Source organism: Bradyrhizobium sp. PUT101 (assembly GCF_052043945.1).
Taxonomy (GTDB): domain Bacteria; phylum Pseudomonadota; class Alphaproteobacteria; order Rhizobiales; family Xanthobacteraceae; genus Bradyrhizobium.
In genome coordinates this window covers 5,485,333-5,503,015 of record NZ_CP197207.1, presented here as the reverse complement: position 1 = coordinate 5,503,015, position 17,683 = coordinate 5,485,333, and the positions used below count along the sequence as shown (strand labels likewise).

The following is a 17,683-nucleotide window of genomic DNA, read 5'->3' as shown; positions in this document are numbered from 1 at the left end:
CGTTAAGGTTCGACAAGGGTTCAATCTAACCAATTCGTGATCTACATTGCCGGCATGGACGACCACACCGATCACGCCCGCAAGCCCCGCGCCGATGCCGTGCGCAATCGCGAACGCGTGCTCGAGGCCGCGAAGGCCGTGTTCAACGCCGGCGGGCCCGAGGCGAGCCTGGAGGCCGTTGCAAAGCGCGCCGGCGTCGGCATCGGCACGCTCTACCGGCATTTCCCGACGCGCGAGGATCTGTTCGAGGCAGTCTACCGGCGCGAGGTCGAGCAGCTCAGCGAGCTTGCCGAGCAGTTGAAGTACGCCAAGGACCCGGTGGATGCGCTGCGTCGCTGGCTGCGCTCCAACGTCGAATTCGTCGCCACCAAGAAAGGCATGTCGGCCGCGCTGGCGCTGACGTTCCAGAGTTCGTCGGAGCTCGCGGCTTTCTCCATGGACCGCCTGACCAAGGCGATCGGCTCACTGCTCGACCGCGCGGTCGCGGCGGGCCAGATGCGCGGCGACATCAGCCCGGAGGACCTGCTGCGGGCGCTCGTCGGCATGTGCTACATGCACGACCAGCCCGGCTGGCAATCCTCGGTGCTGCGGATGCTCGACGTGTTCGTCGACGGTCTGCGCATGCAGCCCAGTGCCAAGACCAAGGCGCGCGCGGCCGGCTCTCTGCCTTCGCGAGCCAAGAAGGCCGGCCGCAAATCGAATCGCAAGCGCTAAAGCATGATCCGGAAAAGTGCGCAGCGGTTTTCCGAAAAGATCATGCTTAAACAACAACCTAAAGCGCGATGACGATTCATCCTAATCGCATCGCGCTTTAGTTGGACAATTTGTCCTGTTGAGCCGCGCATCTCCTCGCACGAGTGTCTCACACCGACGTGAAGAAGCGTTTTGCGCTCGATCAAGCGACGCCCACCTCAGGAGATCTATCGGTCTCTTTGAAATGGACCTCGCTTGGATCTTCCACCGTGGTCGGCCGCATGGACCAAAGCCATGCGTACTTCAAGCTGGACGAATCACTCATGGCCGCATCCGGTCTGAGACGTAGCCTTACGATCGTACTCACGATCAAGATCGCAGTCATCCTTGGAGCCGCGATTTTCGTGTTCGCGCCGAGCAAACGCCCGCGGATCGACGCCAGCGCCCTCGACCGCCAGTTTCTCGACCCCACGAACTCCGCCAATCAAGGACGCATGCAATGACATCGCTGGACGTCGTGTCGCTTTCACGGCTGCAATTCGGCCTGACCGCGCTGTATCATTTCCTTTTCGTTCCCCTGACGCTCGGACTTTCGATCCTGCTCGGAGTGATGGAGAGCGTCTACGTGATGACCGGACGCGCAATCTGGAAGGAGATGACGAAGTTCTGGGGCCTCCTGTTCGGGATCAACTTCGCGATGGGTGTTGCCACCGGCATCACCATGGAATTCCAGTTCGGCATGAACTGGGCCTATTACAGTCACTATGTCGGCGACATCTTCGGAGCCCCGCTCGCAATCGAAGGGCTGATGGCCTTCTTCCTGGAGGCCACCTTCATCGGTCTTTTCTTCTTCGGATGGGAGAAGCTGAGCGCCCTGCAGCATCTCACCGTCACCTGGCTCGTCGCGCTCGGCTCGAACATTTCGGCATTGTGGATCCTGATCGCCAACGGCTGGATGCAGTATCCGGTCGGCGCCGAGTTCAATCCGGCGACCATGCGAATGGAAGTGACGAGCTTCATGGAAGTGCTGTTCAACCCGGTCGCACAGGCCAAGTTCGTTCATACCGTCAGTGCCGGCTACGTCACCGGATCGATGTTCGTGCTCTCGATCTCGGCCTACTACCTGCTCAAGGGACGACATGTCGAGTTCGCCAAGCGCTCGATGACCGTGGCGGCCAGCTTCGGCCTTGCCTCCGCCCTGTCCGTCGTCGTTCTCGGCGACGAGAGCGGATACACGGCCGGCGAAAACCAGAAGATGAAGATCGCGGCGATCGAGGCGATGTGGGAAACGGAGCCCGCGCCGGCATCTTTTACGCTGTTCGGATTCCCCAATCTCGAAAAGCACACCACCGAATATGAGGTGAAGATCCCCTGGGTGCTCGGACTGATCGCGACGCGATCCCTGGACAAGGAGGTGCCGGGCATCAAGGAGCTCGTCGCGCAGGCCGAGCAACGGATCAAGAACGGCCTCGTCGCCTACGACGCGCTCGAGAAGCTCCGTGCCGATCCATCCAGCGCAACCGAGAAGGCCCGCCTGGATGCGACGGCGGCGGATCTCGGCCACGCCCTGCTGCTCAAGAAGATCCGCCCCGACGTCCGCAATGCGACGCCGGAGGAGATCGCGAAGGCGGCGTGGAGCACCGTCCCAGCGGTGTCTCCGCTGTTCTGGAGCTTCCGCTTCATGGTCGGGCTCGGCTTCTATTTCATCGCTCTGTTCGCGGTTGCCTTCGTGCTCGCCAGCAAACGGCAGCTCGATCGATACCGCCTCTTCCTGTGGGCGGCGCTGCTCAGCCTGCCGCTGCCCTGGATAGCGGCTGAACTGGGCTGGATCGTCGCCGAAGTGGGACGGCAGCCGTGGGTCATCGAGGGCGTGCTTCCGACTTTTCTGGCTGTGTCCAACCTTTCGGCCGCCAACGTCTGGACCACCCTGATTGGCTTCGTGGTGTTCTATTCGACCCTCGCGGTCGTCGACATCTATCTGATGGTGAAGACGGCCAAGGCCGGGCCCGGGGCGCCCCGCACCGAGCCGACCGTTCGTCTTGCCGCTGCCGAATAGGAGGATCACCGTCATGTTCGACTATGAAAGCATGCGACTGATCTGGTGGGCCCTGCTCGGGATTCTCTTGATCGGCATCGCCGTCATGGACGGTTTCGACTTCGGCGTCGCGATCCTGCTTCCCTTCGTGGCCAAGTCGGACGTCGAGCGTCGCATCGTGATCAACACGGTCGGCCCCGTCTGGGAGGGTAATCAGGTCTGGTTGATCCTCGGTGGCGGCGCCATTTTCGCGGCCTGGCCGTTGCTCTATGCCACGGCATTCTCGGGGTTCTATCTCGCGATGTTCCTGGTGCTCGCTGCGCTGATCCTGCGTCCGGTCGCGTTCAAGTTCCGCAGCAAGCTCGACGACGTGCGATGGCGCGCGACCTGGGACGTCGCATTCTTCATCGCGGGCCTGGTGCCAGCGCTCATCTTCGGCGTCGCGTTCGGCAACGTCATCGTCGGCGTTCCCTTCCGCTTCGACGACACGCTGCGAATGACCTACGAAGGCACCTTGCTGGGCCTGCTCAATCCATTCGCGCTGGTTTGCGGGTTGATCAGCGTCGCCATGCTGACCCTGCACGGCGCCAACTACCTCGCCCTCAAGGCCGAAGGTCCGCTGGTCGCGCGGGGCGTACGCATCGGGCGGATGGCCGCACTGGCAGCGGTCGCGCTGTTCATCGTCGCCGGCATCTGGGTGGCCTACGGCATCGATGGCTATTCGATCGCTCAGCCCATTCCCCATGACGGCCCGTCGAACCCGTTGCTGAAGACGGTTACGAAAGAGGCCGGTGCCTGGCTCATCAACTATCGCCTGTTCCCATGGACGAAGGCGGCCCCGGTCGTGGCCATCCTGATGCTGGCCGCTTCAGCCCTGCTGCTCGGCAAGCAGCGCGCGGGTCTCGCACTTCTGGCGAGCGGACTCGGCATCGCCGCTATCATCGCGACGGCCGGCCTTTCGCTGTTTCCGTTCATGCTGCCGTCGTCGCTCGATCCCAGTGCCAGCCTCACCGTCTGGGACACGTCGTCGAGTCTCCTGACGCTGCGGATCATGCTCGCGGCAACGGTGATCTTCCTGCCCGTGATCATGCTCTACACCGCCTGGGTCTATAGCGTGCTGCGCGGACCGATCAACGAAGCGTTCGTCAAGGACGAGACGCATTCGACGGTGTACTAGCTGGAGACGACAATGTGGTACTTCTCGTGGATTCTCGGTGTCGCCTTCGCAGGGACCTTCGCCATCCTCAATGCGCTGTGGTTCGAGGCCAACACGCAGCGGGAACTCGGCGATACCGGCACCGGACACCATAACTGAAGCGGACACCCGCACGCAGCCGTCCGTGCCGGTCCGTCGAACTTTCGCGCCGGCGGCTCCGATCGACGCAGCCGGCAACGTTTGGGACGGAAGGCCTAGGTCGCGAAACCGGGACCGGTCTTCGTCGCGCTCATCCGCGAGCGGATCAGCAGCAGCACGACGATGCCGATGTTCAGCGCATTCCACGCCACGCCGTTCGCGAACGCCGCGGCGTAGGATCCGGTGGCATCGAAGATGACGCCCGACACCCAGCCGCCGAAGGACATGCCGAACACGGACGCAAAGATCACGATGCCGACGCGCGTCGCCGCCTCGCTAGCCGGCATCGCCTCACGCACGATGATGGCGTAGCTCGGCACGATGCCGCCCTGGAACAGGCCGAACATCGCGGAGATCAGATACAGCGAGGTCAGGCTGTCGAAGAACAGATAGAACACCAGCGCAAAACCCTGCGCCAGCGATCCGACCAGCAGCGTGCGGATGCCGCCGATCTTGTCAGCGAGATAGCCGGAGCCGATCCGGCTGACGATGCCGCAGGCCATCATCAAGGACAGCATCTCGGCCCCGCGCGCCACGCCATAGCCGAGATCGCCGCAATAGGCGACGATATGCACCTGCGGCATCGCCATCGCCACGCAGCAGGCGATGGACGCGATCGAAAGCAGCACCGTCAGCGTGTTGGTCGAGAGCTTGAGATCGACCCGCGGCGGCGGTGCGTTGGCGTGATCGCGAACCTTGTCGTTGCCCATCTGTGCGCGCAGGACGAGGACCAGGAGCGTCATCGTGCAGGCGCAGACCATGCCGATGCCGATATGGGTGTAACGCCAACCGATCTCCTGCGTTCCCCAGCTCACGATCGGCGGCCACATCGCGCCCGCGACATAATTGCCGCTGGCGACGATGGTCACGGCAAGTCCGCGGTAGCGCTCGAACCAGTGCGAGGCTTCGGCCATGAGCGGCGCGAAGGTCGCCGCGGTGCCGAGCCCGATGAGGAAGTAAGCCGCCACGAACTGCCAGAGCTGGCTCGACAGGCCCGCGAGCACGTTGGCGACGCCGAGGAAAGCGATGCTGATCGCCATGGCCGGCACGATGCCGAACCGGTCGGTGATCTTGCCGGCGATCACGCCGCCAAGCCCGAACCCGAACATCATGAGGGTGAAGGCCAGCGACACCGCGCCGCGCGTGGCACCGAATTCGGCCTGCACCACGGGAATCACGACCACGACCGCCCACATGCCGACGGCGCCGATCGAACCGATCAAGAGCGCAATGATCAGCCGCATCCAGGCCTGACGGGAATCAGGGGTGAAAGAGGCCGGTGTTTGTCCTGGATGATTTGGCGCGTGCACGGGCCGGACCATGGCCCGCGGATCGCCACAGGGTCAAGCATTGTGCCGCGATATTGGGCATGCGCGGTGCACTGCGGTAAGAAGGAGCTTGGCGACCGCGCAATTTGCCACTAGTTTGCAATCCGCGTGTGCACCTTTGCCGCGCGGAGAGCATGCCGGCGGATGTTGCTGCGATTGACGCGATCGATGCGGATCAGGGTGGGGCGGATCATCGCCCTCGCCTACCTGTTCTGCGTGCTCGCCCCCGCTGCGGCGCTTGCCTGGGGCGATGGCGCTGCACCGTGCCTTGACGACGCGCTCCTCGCAGATCACGTGCCGGCGCATCACCAGATGCCGACGAGCCATCTGCATGGCGATGCCTCGCACGAACACGCGGGAACCCACGCTCACCCCCAGACGGCCGCGCAGGACGTGCCGGCTCCGCATCATCACGGCGGCACGGGAACAGTGGGACCGTGCTGCGCGATGATGTGCGTGAGCGCGCTGCCCGCCGACCTACCCAGCGTCGCCAAGCCCCTGCTGCCCGTCTCCGCCTGCGCGCCCGAACTCGTGGCCAGCCTGCACGGCGCGGCGCCCCCCCTGCACTACCGTCCCCCCATCGCCTGATCTGACGCGACGATTTCGGGCCGAGCGCGCTCTTGCGCGCGCGAACCTGTGGTTTCCAGATCAGGGATGAGACATGATTACGCTTTCCGGGGCGAAGTCCGCCGCCGCATCTGCGGTCGGTGGACGACAGTGCCGATTCAGTTGGCTGCTGCTGGCCTTTGCTGCGCTGGCGCTGTCCGGCTGCATGCCGGCAACGACACGAGTCGCCAGCGCCGATCCCGCCGATCCGGCGGCGAAGGTGGCCCGCATCGGCTATCGCTCGACCATTGCGCCCTACACCAGCCTGCGGCCTGCGACGCCGGCGCCATGGCGTGACCGCAACGACGCGGTGACGCCGCAGCCGAAGCAAGACCGGTAGGAGCGCGCCATGACACGCCATCTTGCGCGGGGCCTGCTCGTCCTCATTGCGCTCAGCGTCTCCGGCTGCGCCGCGTTCTCGCCCGACAGCGGGATGACTGATGTCTCGGATCTGACAAGCCAGACCATCAACAAGGACGTCGCTTTCGTGCGAACGGCGGAGGGCGCCAACGCGGTCGACGCGCGCGTTCGCCAGCTGTTGTCGCGAACGCTGAGCGCAGATGCCGCCGTGCAGATCGCACTGCTCAACAACAAGGGACTGCAAGCCGTCTATAACGAGCTGGCGCTGGCCGAGACCGACCTCGTCGAGCAGAGCCTGCCGCCCAATCCCGTGTTCGCGATCTCGCGGATATCAGGCAACGGCGCCAGCGAGATCGAGCGCCAGGTGGTCGGCGATATCCTCGCGCTGGCCACCCTGCCGTTCCGCTCCGAGATCGCCCGCGACCGCTTCCGCGGAGCGCAGCTGCGCGCTGCCCTGGCGACGCTGCGACTCGCCGCCGACGTCCGCCGCGCCTATGTCCGCACTGTTGCCGCCAACGAGATGGTGGTGCTGCTGACGGACGCAAAGGCCACGGCGGAATCGACCGCACAGCTTGCGGTCCAGCTCGGCGAAACCGGCTCGCTCAACAAGCTCGACCAGGCCCGCGAGCAGGTGTTTTATGCCGAAACCACCGCCGACCTCGCAACGGCGCGTCAGGCCGCGACGAGCGCGCGCGAAAGGCTGGCGCGCCTGATGGGGCTGTGGGACGGCGGTCTCGACTTCCGCCTCCCCGATCGACTGCCGCCGCTGCCGCGTCGGCCGCAGGCCTTGCCCTCGATCGAGGTCGATGCCGTGGCGCACCGCATCGACCTGCAGATTGCACGGCTGGAGTTGGCGGCGCTGGCGAAGGCCCTGAACCTCACCGAGGCGACGCGCTTCGTGACACTGCTCGATCTTGCCGGCATCTCCCGCCGCACCCAGGATCCGGAAGGGCCGCCGTTCCGCGAACGCGGCTTCGACGTGCAGTTCCAGATCCCGATCTTCGACGGCGGCGAGGTGCGGGTGCGGCAGGCCGCCGAGACCTACAATCTCGCCTTCAACCGCCTGACCGAGCGCGCCGTGAATGTCCGCTCCGAGGCGCGCGATGCTTATCGTGTCTATCGCTCCACCTACGACATCGCCGGCCATTACCAGCGCGAGATCATCCCGTTGCGGAAGATCATCACCGAGGAGATGCAGCTGCGCTTCTCCAGCATGCAGGTCGACATTTTCGCGCTGCTCACCGAGGCGCGACAGCGCCTGGCGTCGCTGCGCGGCGCGATCGACGCCAGGCAACGGTTCTTTCTCGCCCAGGCCGATTTGCAGACTGCCGTCAACGGCGGCGGCGTGCCGACGGCCGGCGGCGACAATCCAACCACCATCGCCGCGGCAGCGCCTGCCGGTGGCGGCCACTGAGATGGAGGCCAGCATGTTTTCCCGCCGAGGATTCCTGGGGACCGCCGCGCTTGCCAGCGCGTCGGCCATCAGCGGCCGCGTCCAGGCCGCATCCATTCCGGAAGCGCCCACCATGGACAAGGTGGTGATGCAGCCGCCGCTGCATCCGATCAGCGGCCCCGACTATCGCCCCGTGGTCACGCTGAACGGCTGGTCGCTGCCGTTCCGCATGAACGGCGACTGGAAGGAATTCCATCTCGTCGCCGAACCCGTGGTGCGAGAATTCGCCGAAGGCATGAAGGTGAATTTGTGGGGCTATAACGGGCAATCGCCGGGCCCGACCATCGAGGCCGTCGAGGGCGACAAGGTCCGCATCTTCGTCACCAACAGACTGCCCGAATACACCACCGTGCACTGGCACGGCATGATCATCCCCAGCGGCATGGATGGCGTGGGCGGGTTGACCCAGCCGCACATCCAGCCGGGCAAGACCTTCGTCTACGAGTTCGAGATGAAGAAGAGCGGGACCTTCATGTACCACCCGCACTCCGACGAGATGGTGCAGATGGCGATGGGCATGATGGGCATGGTCGTCGTGCATCCGCGCGACCAAAGATTCCGGCCCGTCGACCGCGACTTCGTCTTCGTGATGAGCACCTATCGCGTCGACCCCGGCACATATCTGCCGCACGTCAACGAGATGACCGACTTCAACATGTGGACCTGGAATGCGCGGGTATTTCCCGGCATCGATCCGCTGCCGGTCAGGCTCGGCGACAAGGTGCGCGTGCGCATCGGCAATCTCAGCATGACCAACCATCCGATCCATCTGCATGGCCACAGCTTTGCGGTCACCTGCACCGACGGCGGCTGGATCCCGGAGAGCGCACAGATCCCGGAGACGACCACCGACGTGCCGGTCGGCGCTGTCAGGGTGTTCGACGTGCTCGCCGACAATCCCGGCGACTGGGCGTTCCACTGCCACAAGTCGCACCACACCATGAACGCGATGGGACACGCTGTGCGCAATCTCATCGGCGTGTCGCGCAAGGACCTCGCCAAGGCCGTCGGCAAGCTTGCGCCTGACGGCATGGCCATGGGCTCGACCGGCATGGCGATGGGCAACATGGAGATGCCCGCCCCCGACAACACGCTCCCGATGATGACCGGCACCGGCCAGTTCGGCCCGATCGAGATGGGCGGCATGTTCACCGTGATGAAGATCCGCGAGAACCTCGCGCACGACGATTACCGCGATCCCGGCCCGTACAAATTCCCGCAAGGCACCGTCGCCTACGAGGTCACGGCGCCGGCCGCAGAGCCTGCCCGGCAAAAACCAGGCAGCCCGCCGATGAAGAACATGAAGATGTGAGCGTTTCGATGAACGACCAACCGGAGACCACGATGAAGACCACTATCAAGCTCGGCCTCGCGCTGGCTGCGCTTTCGACCGCGCCGGCCTTTGCCCACGACAAGCACGGGCACGGAAACTTTTCCGCCGGCGAGCCCGGCGATCCCAAGAAGCCCGCCCGCACGATCGAGATTCTGATGAACGAGATGGACTACGCGCCCGCCCGGATCGAGGTCAAACGCGGCGAGCAGATCCGTTTCGTGCTGCGCAATGTCGGCAAGGAGGACCATGAATTTCTGCTCGCCACACCGAAGGAAAATCTCGCGCATGCGGTGGAGATGAAGAAACACCCGCACATGGAGCACGACGATCCCAACGGTGTCCGGCTCGCGCCGAACAAGACGGCCGAGATCCTCTGGAAATTCAGCAAGGCGGGCACGTTCGAATATTCCTGCCTGATTCCCGACCATCGCGACTACGGCATGGTCGGCCACGTCACCGTGAAGTAAGCAATGGAGATTCCCATGAACCACATCATCCGCATCACTGCTGCGCTCGCGCTGACTGTCGGCCTTGCGACCGGGACCCTCGCAGCCGAGGGCGCCGCGATCAGCGGCGAGGTGAAGAAGATCGACGAGGGCGCCGGCAAGATCACGCTCAAGCACGGACCGGCGAAGAGCCTCGGCATGGAGGAGCCGATGACCATGGTCTATCGCGTCAAGGACGCAGCGATGCTCAAGCAGGTGAAGGTCGGCGACAAGGTGACCTTCGAAGCCGAGGAGGGAACGTCGGGATATACGGTGACCAGGATGCAAAAGGCCAAGTAGGCTCTGTCATTCCGGGGCGCGCCCCTTGGCGCGAGCCCGGAATCCATTTCCCCCCACCACCTGCGGCCCGATGGATTCCGGGTTCGCCCTTCGGGCGCCCCGGAATGACAGCCTGGGGCCCCGAAACACCCCGTCCCACCCTCTCCGTACCCCCCGCGTTAACCCTTTGCTAACCATACACCGGGCAAAAATTGCCGGGTGAAGTCGAGTGTCGTCAGCCGCGTAGAACGGGAGCTCCCGTGGACGCCAGTGCGGTGCCTCACTTTCGGAACGGCGGCCCATCGGCCGCCGCGCAGACGTTTGGGGCGCGCGGACGGCAGTCGCGCGGGGAGGCAGCTACCATGGTCGACGTCACGGCGGGACAGGGCGTAGGCAGCGCGAAGCCTGGCATCCCCTCCCTCAACGAGATCGTCAACATCCTCAAGCGCGGCGACATCGCGCTGGCGCTCGGCGTCCTCACCATCCTGGTGGTGCTGATCCTTCCCCTGCCCGCGGTCGTGCTGGACCTGTTCCTGGCGATCTCGATCACGCTCTCGATCCTGATCCTCATGACGTCGCTGTTCATCCAGGCGCCGCTCGAGTTCTCGGCCTTCCCGACCATCCTGCTGATCTCGACCATGCTGCGCCTGTCGCTCAACATGGCCTCGACCCGCCTGATCCTGTCGCACGGGCACGAGGGCACGGCCGCCGCCGGTCACGTCATCGAGGCCTTCGGCAACTTCGTGATGGGCGGCAATTTCGTCATCGGCATCATCGTCTTCGCCATCCTGATCATCGTCAACTTCGTCGTCATCACCAAGGGTTCGGGCCGTATCGCCGAGGTCGCCGCGCGTTTCCACCTCGACGCCATGCCCGGCAAGCAGATGGCGATCGACGCCGATCTCTCCGCCGGCCTGATCGACGAGAAGGTCGCCAAGGAGCGGCGCAAGGAGCTGGAGGACGAGAGCGGCTTCTTCGGCGCAATGGACGGTGCCTCCAAATTCGTCCGCGGCGATGCCATCGCCGGCCTCCTGGTCGTCTTCATCAACGTGGTCGGCGGCATCATCATCGGCGTGGCGCAGCAAGGCATGTCCTTCGCCGACGCCGGCCGCAGCTACACGCTGCTGACCGTCGGTGACGGCCTCGTCACCCAGGTGCCGGCGCTGATCGTCTCGACCGCGGCCGGCCTGCTGGTCTCCAAGGCCGGCGTGTCCGGCGCCGCCGACAAGGCGCTGATGAAGCAATTCTCCGGCTATCCGCAGGCGCTGGCGATGTCCTCGGCAGTGATGCTGGTGCTGGCGGCCCTGCCGGGCATTCCGACCCTCCCGTTCCTGGCGCTCGGCGCCGGCGCCGGCGCGCTGGCCTGGAACGCCCGCAACCGCAACCGGGTCACCGCCAAGGCCGAGGAAGCCGCCAAGGCCGCGCCCGCGGCAGGTCAGCCCGGTGCACCGGGAGCCGCTGCAACCGAAGAGCCGATCTCGGCAGCGCTCAAGATCGACGACCTCAAGATCGAGCTTGGCTATGCACTGCTGCCGCTCGTCAACGGTCCCGACGGCACCGACCGCCTCACCGAGCAGATCAAGGCGCTGCGCCGTTCGCTCGCGATCGAAATGGGTTTCGTGATGCCGGCGGTGCGCATTCTCGACAACGTCCAGCTCGAGGCCAACACCTACATCATCAAGATCAAGGAGGTCGACGCCGGCACGGGCAAAATCTGGCCGAACCAGTTCATGGTCATGGATCCCGGCGGCAGCCAGGTGCAAGTGCCCGGCATCCACACCACCGAGCCGACCTTCGGCCTGCCCGCGACCTGGGTCGACGCCAGCTTCAAGGAAGAAGCCTCTCTCAAGGGCTACACCGTCGTCGACGCCGCGACCGTGCTCTCGACCCACCTCACCGAGCTGCTCAAGGCCAACATGTCGGACCTGCTCTCCTATGGCGAGGTGCAGAAGCTGCTCAAGGAGCTGCCGAAGGAGCAGAGCGAGCTGGTCAAGGACATCGTCCCCGGACAGGTCACGGTCTCCGGCATCCAGCGCGTGCTGCAATTGCTGCTCGCCGAGCGCATCTCGATCCGCGACCTCTCGACCATCCTCGAAGGCATCGCCGATTCGCTCGCCTTCTCGCGCAACCCCGCCACCATGGTCGAGCACGTCCGCGCGCGCCTGGCGCGGCAGATCTGCGCGCAGAACACCTCCTACAACGGCTATCTGCCGCTGATCGCGCTGTCGGCACGATGGGAGCAGGCCTTTGCCGAATCCATCATCGGCCAGGGCGAGGAGCGGAGCCTCGCGATGCAGCCCTCGAAACTGTCGGAGTTCATGACCGCCGTGCGCGAGGCGTTCGAGCGCGCCGCCCGCGAGGGCGAGGCCCCGGTGCTGGTCACCTCTGCGGCAATTCGTCCGTTCGTCCGGTCCTTGGTGGAGCGATTCCGGGCCCAGACGACCGTGCTGTCGCAGGCAGAAATCCACCCCAGGGCGAGGTTGAAAACGGTCGGAAGCATCTGATTTGCCTTAAGAAGCCGTGTGTTTTTCGGCCACAGGCAAATGGTTTTTGAGTTCCTGGCGCCTTGTCGACCAAATGCAGCCAAGGCACCCAATGGCACATTACGTCTTTGAAATAATTATATAATTGCACGATCAAGGATCGTTCCTGATCGCGACCTTTCACGTCCTGTCACGCTCTTGTGACCGCCCCTTGGGAACGAATCCCGCCAATACTAGGTTGTTGGGCACCGGAAGCATGAACCTGCCTGAACGGGCTGGCGACTACTTCGGGTAGATGGCGGCAGGAGGCTTCCATGAACCACTCGATCTACAGCGCAGATCGCTCGACACACTTGAAAATCGTGGTCGTGGCCCTCGTCGCGGGGATCGCGGTGGCAGGCCTCGGCATTACGGCGCGCTCCGGTTCGGATGAAGGTTTGACCCAGACCGCCCGCGTCATCAAGGCCGGGAAGCCGATCGTTGTCACCAGTTCGGACGCATCCCTCGTCCGATAAGGAGATTTAGAGTTTCAGGAATTCACGCGGCTCTTTACCAGCCCCCCAAAGTCGCCACGTGGATATGTAGACGACCCCAACCCCAAGTCGACTACAGAAAGCGCCCGCCCCCCACGGGCGCTTTCTCTTGTCTGGGCATGCGTACACGCACTTGAAGCTCGGACATTCCTCGACCAATACGGCTGTCATTCCCCGCGAAGGCGGGGAATCCAGTACGCCGCGCCCCTTCCGCATCCCTCCCTGTCTCTGGAATACTGGATCGTCCGCCGTCGCGGACGATGACGCCGATCATTTGGGGCGAGCAATCACCACACGGTCATTGAAGCGAGCTTGCATTACCGCCCCCCATAAGTCGGCGGCGGTGCCTGCACGGTCGGCGCTGCGGCAGCGAACAGTTCGTCCTTGCTGCCGGTCAGCGGCGGATAGATCCGCTTGCGATTGATGGTCTGCTTGGTCGCCTTTGCGGCCGCGCCGGTGGCACGGACCTCGCGATCCCACCCCTCCGTATAGAGCGCACCCCAGCCGCCGAGATCGAGCACGGTGACGTACCAGTCGATCCGCAGCGGCAACATGGGCAGGCCGACGAGATCGGCCACCACGTTGTGGCCGGCGAAGCGGCCCATGGGACGGGCGAACTGACAGGACATCACGGTCGGATGCAACCCGTCGATCACGCTCGAGGCAACATCGCCGGCCGCGAACACGCCGCCGACATCCGCAACCCGCATCAGGGGATCGACGAGAAGGCGCCCGAGGCGATCGCGTGCGCCCGGAAAGCGCGCGGCCAGAGGGCTTGCACGCATGCCCGCGCACCAGATCACCGTCTGCGCCGAAATGAACTCGCCCGAGTTCAGGCGCATGCCAGCGGCCTCGATCGACACGACACGCGCGCCGAGCCGTGTCTCGATGTCGAGCGAAGCCAGGGCCGTCTCGATGACGGGACGCGCGTGCGCGCCGATCGTGGCGCCGACCGCGGGATTGGGATCGACCAGCATGATGCGGTGGCTGCCAGTGATGCCCGCACGCGCCAGCCGGTCAGGCATCTCGGCTGCGACCTCGACGCCGGTGAAGCCGGCGCCGACCACCGCCACCGTTGAACGCCCCGGAGACGGCGCACTGCGTCCAAGCGAAACCAGATGACCCTCGAGGCGGAGCGCCGCGGCATAGGTGTCGACGTCGAAGGCGTGCTCGGCAAGGCCGGGAATGTCGGGGCGCATCACCTCGCTGCCGAGCGCCAGCACGAGGCGGTCATAGCCCAGCGTCTCTTCGCCGCTGCCGGTGACGAGCGAGATCTCGCGCCGTACCGGATCGACGGCCTCGACCTCGCCGAGGCCGTGGCTGACACCGACCGGATCGAGCAGTCGCGGCAGCGGCAGCGCGACCTCGCCGAGATCGGCCTCGTAGTTGCGCACGCGGATATTGTGATAGGGGTTGCGGTCGATGAGACGGATCTCGATGTCGCGCTGGCTCGCGCCGATCTCGTCTCGCTTGCGCGCAGCGCCGATGGCCGCCCACAGGCCTGCAAATCCGGCACCGAGCACGACGATACGCGGCATGTCCGCCTGCTTTCCAGAGAAATCCTGCGGTCTGCCCGCGTCGACAGATTAGCTCAACAGCCGGCGTCGACCAAATGCGGCAGCGCCCGCGCTGCTGCACAAAATCGCGACTTACGCCCCGCGCAATTCCGACGGTGTCGTCCCGAAGCGCTTGCGAAAGGCGCGATTGAAATAGGACAGATCGGAAAAGCCGGAGGAATGCGCGATGTCGCTGATCTTGCGCGCCCTGGCGCGGGGATCACCGAGCAGCTTGCGCGCCTGGAGCAGGCGCTGCTCCAGCACGAATTCGGTGAAGGTCGTGCCGGCCTGCTCGAACAGGCGCTGTGCCTGGCGCGGGCTCAGCCCCGAGCGCGTCGCGACCTCGGACAGGCAGAGATCGTTGCGGCCGAGCGAGGCCATCACGTCGGCACGCATCAGATCGAGGCGAGCCGCCGCCTGCCCGCGGCCGCGTGCGCGGCTTGCATGTTCCGCATCGGTGCCGAGCAGGAGACCGACGAGATCGACCATATGCTGCGCGGTCAGGCGCTGGCCTACCGCATCGAGATGCGGCGCGTGGTTGGCGGCGAGCGCATGGTAGCGGAAGATGGTCTCGGCGACCGCACCGTCACAGAGCACCTGCGAGAGCTTGTCCTCGGCGCGCGGACTGATATCGAGCAGCGCACGGCGCGGCATGCGAATGGTGGTGAAGCGGTCCTCATCGGTGTGGCCGACGGTGCCGGTGATGCTCATGTCGACGAGCACCATCTGGGCAGGCGTGAGCTCCACGGTATGCCCATTCTGTCCGACGCGGACGAGCCCCGCATGTGCCGCGATCAGGACGAGGTCGTCGCTGCCGTCGGCAAGATGGCTCTGCGTACGGGAGTATTGCGCGGAGCCGCCTTCCGGAATGGCGAGCACGATGTTGTCGATGACGCTGATCTGGAGCCGGCAATCGATGCTGTCGCCATGGCTCGGCCCGATGTCGAGGCCGCAGCGACCGAAGGCCCGCTCGCGCCAATCTTCGAACGCCGGGCCGTGCGGCGGCCCCGCATATTGGTGAAGGAAGATGCCCGGCGTTCTCGCTGCATCCATCTGATTCTCTCGCCCTCTCCGGCATCGCCGACTTCAAATTCCGGGGATTTGACGCCGCAAATTGCGGGGAGGTTCAAATCGAGGGCGGATTCGGGAGGACTTGTCGGGATACGACGATTGGGGGTGGACCCTGGCGACAATTTCGTAGCCCACATGAGCGGAGCGACATGCGGGAGGCATAGTCCCGGATTTCGCTTACGCTCGTGTGGGCTACGACGCTGCGGTACCTACTTCTTCGCGGGCGCCTGCGGCTGGGTAGGCGGCACGGTCTCGATCAGCTTGCCGGAAAATACCGGGGCCGAGGTGGGCTCGCCGTTTGGCGATCCACCGGCCTGCTCGACGGTGACGGCGTAGGTTGCGCCGTTGACGACCTCGGCATCGTAGGAGGCAAGCAGCGGACGCGCGGTGAAATCGCTGGTCCCGATGACGCCGAGCGAGCGCGGGCGCGGCAGCTTGTCCGAGATCAGCCAGAGCTCGAAACTCTTGCCGGGCTCCGGCGTCGCGCCGACTTTCCGCACCGTGAAATTCCGCGTCGCGCCGTCGATGGTGAGGATGAACGCGGGGCCGCCGCCCTGGCCCTGCAGCAGCGCGACATATTGCGCGGAGGCGGCGAGCGGAGCGGCCGGAGTTTTCACCTCGACCGTCTGGATGCGCGGCGCGGGACGCAAGCCGGCCGGCAGCGCGTCGGGCAGGAAGATCTGGAGCGACAGCGTCACCAGCAGCGCGGCCGCGAGCGCGCCGACGGCGGAGGCAATGTTGCGCCAGCGCTTCACGCGCCCCTCGAGGCGGATCACGTCACCATCGACGACCGGCGCCAGCTGTGCGCGCAGAACACTGATATCGGGAGCATGGACCTGTGGAATGAATTGCGGCGCGATGTCAGGTATGGCGTCAGGGTCGGGACGCTGCGCCTCCGGTGGCCCGGCTTCGGGATGCTGCGCCTCCGCCGACTGCGAGCCCTCGGTGGAGGACTCCGCAGTCTCCAGCGAGGACAACTCCGGTACAGGCGGCTGGGGCGGCGGCGAAGCCTCGGCAAGCGCGGGCGGCTCGTGCGCAAGGGCCGTGCGCGCGATCTCGGACCTGATGTTCTCCCACACGATCGGGCGCGGCTCGACCGAGCCGACCATCTGGTTGAGCGCGCCGAGTCGATAGGACCAGGACTGCACGATACCGGCGAACGCCTCGTCCTCCGCCATCATGGCCTCGACCTGCGCACGCTCATCGGCGTCGAGCGTACCGAGCGCGTATTCCGCGGCGAGCGCGATATGATCCTCCGTGTAGGCCATCAATTGCGGTCCAGAACCATCCTCATCATCAGGCCATCACAGCCCGAGGCACTCCCGTATATCCAGCATACTGCGCCGGAGCCACGTCTTCACCGTGTTGACGGGCGCGGCGAATTTCTCCGCCAATTGCTCACGGCTCCAGCCGTTGTAATAGGCGAGAAGCACGAGCCTCTGGCGGTCCGGCTCGAGCCGGCCGATACATTCCAGGAGCCGCTTCAGCTCCTCGGTCATCTCGCGGCGCGCCAGCGGATCGGGACTCTCGGCCGCAACCTCCATCGCCTGAGGCTCTTCCTCGATGGAGGCTTCCGACTTCTTGCGCACGATGTCGATCGCACGGTTGCGCGCGATCGAGGCCATCCACGTGATCGGCGACGACAAGGTTGAATTGAACTGGCCGGCGTTGCTCCAGATCTTGACGTAGGTCTCCTGAATGACCTCCTCTGCGAGATCCTGTCGGCGCAAGATACGGAGCACGATGCCATAGAGTTTCGCTCGCGTGGCGGCGTAGAGGCGCTCGAACGCGGCCTGATCGCCCTTCGCCACCGCCTCAATCAACCCGACCAGCTCTGCTGGCGTCAGCATTCAGCCCCCCAACGCGCGGCCCCGTCTTCGCCTTCACCTCTCCCCGACGGGGAGAGAGGTCGAGTTGCGCAGCAAATCGGGTGAGGAGGCTCAGGGCTAACGGGAGACTGCCCCTCGCCCCGCGCTCCGCGCCGACCTCTCCCAGGGGAGAGATGGACATCGCCGTCGCTGGCACAGCATTCATTGCCGCCACCATAGCGCGCGGCAAAGCCGACCACCAAGGGGCGCGGCGCCACGCTGTGGACAGCACATACGAAAACCCGG

18 protein-coding genes are annotated in these 17,683 nt (G+C 65.1%); 13 read left to right on the top strand and 5 right to left on the bottom strand.

Annotated features, from left to right (window positions below):
* Window positions 1-54: 54 nt before the first annotated feature.
* The 5 genes from ACSHT2_RS26520 to cydX all read left to right on the top strand — a co-directional run bounded on the left by ACSHT2_RS26520 (window position 55) and on the right by cydX (window position 4,043).
* Window positions 55-714 (top strand): TetR/AcrR family transcriptional regulator, encoded by a 660-nt coding sequence (locus ACSHT2_RS26520; RefSeq protein WP_440642939.1) that lies wholly within the window; start codon window positions 55-57, stop codon window positions 712-714.
* Between the two features lie 158 nt (window positions 715-872).
* Window positions 873-1,196, top strand: coding sequence for a hypothetical protein (locus tag ACSHT2_RS26515; protein ID WP_440637534.1), 324 nt, complete (start codon window positions 873-875; stop codon window positions 1,194-1,196).
* Window positions 1,193-2,749 carry a cytochrome ubiquinol oxidase subunit I gene (locus ACSHT2_RS26510; protein ID WP_440637532.1) on the top strand — a complete coding sequence of 519 codons (1,557 nt, stop codon included), beginning with the start codon at window positions 1,193-1,195 and terminating at the stop codon, window positions 2,747-2,749. The genes ACSHT2_RS26515 and ACSHT2_RS26510 overlap by 4 nt, the downstream gene beginning before the upstream one ends.
* 13 nt (window positions 2,750-2,762) lie before the next feature.
* On the top strand, window positions 2,763-3,905 hold the full coding sequence (gene cydB / locus ACSHT2_RS26505; protein ID WP_440637530.1) for a cytochrome d ubiquinol oxidase subunit II: 1,143 nt from the start codon (window positions 2,763-2,765) through the stop codon (window positions 3,903-3,905).
* Window positions 3,906-3,917: 12 nt separating this feature from the next.
* Window positions 3,918-4,043, top strand: coding sequence for a cytochrome bd-I oxidase subunit CydX (cydX, locus tag ACSHT2_RS26500; RefSeq protein ID WP_440637528.1), 126 nt, complete (start codon window positions 3,918-3,920; stop codon window positions 4,041-4,043).
* A 95-nt stretch (window positions 4,044-4,138) separates the two neighbouring features.
* On the opposite strand, the gene ACSHT2_RS26495 is transcribed toward cydX, so the two are convergent.
* A complete protein-coding gene (locus ACSHT2_RS26495; RefSeq protein WP_440637526.1) occupies window positions 4,139-5,404 on the bottom strand; it encodes an MFS transporter in 1,266 nt (421 codons plus the stop codon).
* 150 nt (window positions 5,405-5,554) lie between these two features.
* Between ACSHT2_RS26495 and ACSHT2_RS26490 the strand changes: the two genes are divergently transcribed.
* The 8 genes from ACSHT2_RS26490 to ACSHT2_RS26455 all read left to right on the top strand — a co-directional run bounded on the left by ACSHT2_RS26490 (window position 5,555) and on the right by ACSHT2_RS26455 (window position 12,924).
* Window positions 5,555-5,998 (top strand): hypothetical protein, encoded by a 444-nt coding sequence (locus ACSHT2_RS26490; RefSeq protein WP_440637524.1) that lies wholly within the window; start codon window positions 5,555-5,557, stop codon window positions 5,996-5,998.
* 73 nt (window positions 5,999-6,071) lie between these two features.
* Window positions 6,072-6,356 (top strand): hypothetical protein, encoded by a 285-nt coding sequence (locus ACSHT2_RS26485; protein ID WP_440637522.1) that lies wholly within the window; start codon window positions 6,072-6,074, stop codon window positions 6,354-6,356.
* Between the two features lie 9 nt (window positions 6,357-6,365).
* On the top strand, window positions 6,366-7,790 hold the full coding sequence (locus tag ACSHT2_RS26480; RefSeq protein WP_440637520.1) for a TolC family protein: 1,425 nt from the start codon (window positions 6,366-6,368) through the stop codon (window positions 7,788-7,790).
* 13 nt (window positions 7,791-7,803) lie between these two features.
* Entirely contained in the window at window positions 7,804-9,141 is a 1,338-nt protein-coding gene (locus ACSHT2_RS26475) for a copper oxidase (RefSeq protein WP_440637518.1), read from the top strand.
* Between the two features lie 32 nt (window positions 9,142-9,173).
* Entirely contained in the window at window positions 9,174-9,629 is a 456-nt protein-coding gene (locus tag ACSHT2_RS26470; RefSeq protein ID WP_440642938.1) for a cupredoxin domain-containing protein, read from the top strand.
* A 15-nt stretch (window positions 9,630-9,644) separates the two neighbouring features.
* Window positions 9,645-9,947 (top strand): copper-binding protein, encoded by a 303-nt coding sequence (locus ACSHT2_RS26465; protein WP_440637516.1) that lies wholly within the window; start codon window positions 9,645-9,647, stop codon window positions 9,945-9,947.
* 341 nt (window positions 9,948-10,288) lie between these two features.
* Window positions 10,289-12,430 carry a flagellar biosynthesis protein FlhA gene (flhA, locus tag ACSHT2_RS26460; protein WP_440637514.1) on the top strand — a complete coding sequence of 714 codons (2,142 nt, stop codon included), beginning with the start codon at window positions 10,289-10,291 and terminating at the stop codon, window positions 12,428-12,430.
* Between the two features lie 293 nt (window positions 12,431-12,723).
* Window positions 12,724-12,924 (top strand): hypothetical protein, encoded by a 201-nt coding sequence (locus tag ACSHT2_RS26455; protein WP_440637512.1) that lies wholly within the window; start codon window positions 12,724-12,726, stop codon window positions 12,922-12,924.
* Between the two features lie 335 nt (window positions 12,925-13,259).
* Here the strand turns inward: ACSHT2_RS26455 and ACSHT2_RS26450 are convergent, their stop codons facing one another.
* The 4 genes from ACSHT2_RS26450 to ACSHT2_RS26435 all read right to left on the bottom strand — a co-directional run bounded on the left by ACSHT2_RS26450 (window position 13,260) and on the right by ACSHT2_RS26435 (window position 17,419).
* Complete coding sequence (locus tag ACSHT2_RS26450) at window positions 13,260-14,480, bottom strand: NAD(P)/FAD-dependent oxidoreductase (protein WP_440637511.1); 1,221 nt, start codon at window positions 14,478-14,480, stop codon at window positions 13,260-13,262.
* A gap of 111 nt (window positions 14,481-14,591) precedes the next feature.
* Window positions 14,592-15,551, bottom strand: a complete 960-nt coding sequence (locus tag ACSHT2_RS26445; protein ID WP_440637509.1) for an AraC family transcriptional regulator — start codon at window positions 15,549-15,551, stop codon at window positions 14,592-14,594.
* Window positions 15,552-15,778: 227 nt separating this feature from the next.
* Entirely contained in the window at window positions 15,779-16,837 is a 1,059-nt protein-coding gene (locus tag ACSHT2_RS26440) for an anti-sigma factor (protein ID WP_440637507.1), read from the bottom strand.
* A gap of 36 nt (window positions 16,838-16,873) precedes the next feature.
* The gene (locus ACSHT2_RS26435; RefSeq protein WP_440637505.1) at window positions 16,874-17,419 is read right to left on the bottom strand and encodes a sigma-70 family RNA polymerase sigma factor; all 546 of its coding nucleotides are present in this window, start codon (window positions 17,417-17,419) and stop codon (window positions 16,874-16,876) included.
* Window positions 17,420-17,683 lie beyond the last annotated feature (264 nt).

Excerpts from the sequence above, each read along its gene's own strand:
- ACSHT2_RS26520 (WP_440642939.1), top strand. The coding sequence starts at position 55 with ATGGACGACCACACCGATCACGCCCGCAAGCCCCGCGCCGATGCCGTG.
- ACSHT2_RS26510 (WP_440637532.1), top strand. The coding sequence starts at position 1,193 with ATGACATCGCTGGACGTCGTGTCGCTTTCACGGCTGCAATTCGGCCTG.
- cydB (WP_440637530.1), top strand. The coding sequence starts at position 2,763 with ATGTTCGACTATGAAAGCATGCGACTGATCTGGTGGGCCCTGCTCGGG.
- cydX (WP_440637528.1), top strand. The coding sequence starts at position 3,918 with ATGTGGTACTTCTCGTGGATTCTCGGTGTCGCCTTCGCAGGGACCTTC.
- ACSHT2_RS26495 (WP_440637526.1), bottom strand. The coding sequence starts at position 5,404 with ATGGTCCGGCCCGTGCACGCGCCAAATCATCCAGGACAAACACCGGCC.
- ACSHT2_RS26490 (WP_440637524.1), top strand. The coding sequence starts at position 5,555 with ATGTTGCTGCGATTGACGCGATCGATGCGGATCAGGGTGGGGCGGATC.
- ACSHT2_RS26485 (WP_440637522.1), top strand. The coding sequence starts at position 6,072 with ATGATTACGCTTTCCGGGGCGAAGTCCGCCGCCGCATCTGCGGTCGGT.
- ACSHT2_RS26480 (WP_440637520.1), top strand. The coding sequence starts at position 6,366 with ATGACACGCCATCTTGCGCGGGGCCTGCTCGTCCTCATTGCGCTCAGC.
- ACSHT2_RS26475 (WP_440637518.1), top strand. The coding sequence starts at position 7,804 with ATGTTTTCCCGCCGAGGATTCCTGGGGACCGCCGCGCTTGCCAGCGCG.
- ACSHT2_RS26470 (WP_440642938.1), top strand. The coding sequence starts at position 9,174 with ATGAAGACCACTATCAAGCTCGGCCTCGCGCTGGCTGCGCTTTCGACC.
- ACSHT2_RS26465 (WP_440637516.1), top strand. The coding sequence starts at position 9,645 with ATGAACCACATCATCCGCATCACTGCTGCGCTCGCGCTGACTGTCGGC.
- flhA (WP_440637514.1), top strand. The coding sequence starts at position 10,289 with ATGGTCGACGTCACGGCGGGACAGGGCGTAGGCAGCGCGAAGCCTGGC.
- ACSHT2_RS26455 (WP_440637512.1), top strand. The coding sequence starts at position 12,724 with ATGAACCACTCGATCTACAGCGCAGATCGCTCGACACACTTGAAAATC.
- ACSHT2_RS26450 (WP_440637511.1), bottom strand. The coding sequence starts at position 14,480 with ATGCCGCGTATCGTCGTGCTCGGTGCCGGATTTGCAGGCCTGTGGGCG.
- ACSHT2_RS26445 (WP_440637509.1), bottom strand. The coding sequence starts at position 15,551 with ATGGATGCAGCGAGAACGCCGGGCATCTTCCTTCACCAATATGCGGGG.
- ACSHT2_RS26440 (WP_440637507.1), bottom strand. The coding sequence starts at position 16,837 with ATGGCCTACACGGAGGATCATATCGCGCTCGCCGCGGAATACGCGCTC.
- ACSHT2_RS26435 (WP_440637505.1), bottom strand. The coding sequence starts at position 17,419 with ATGCTGACGCCAGCAGAGCTGGTCGGGTTGATTGAGGCGGTGGCGAAG.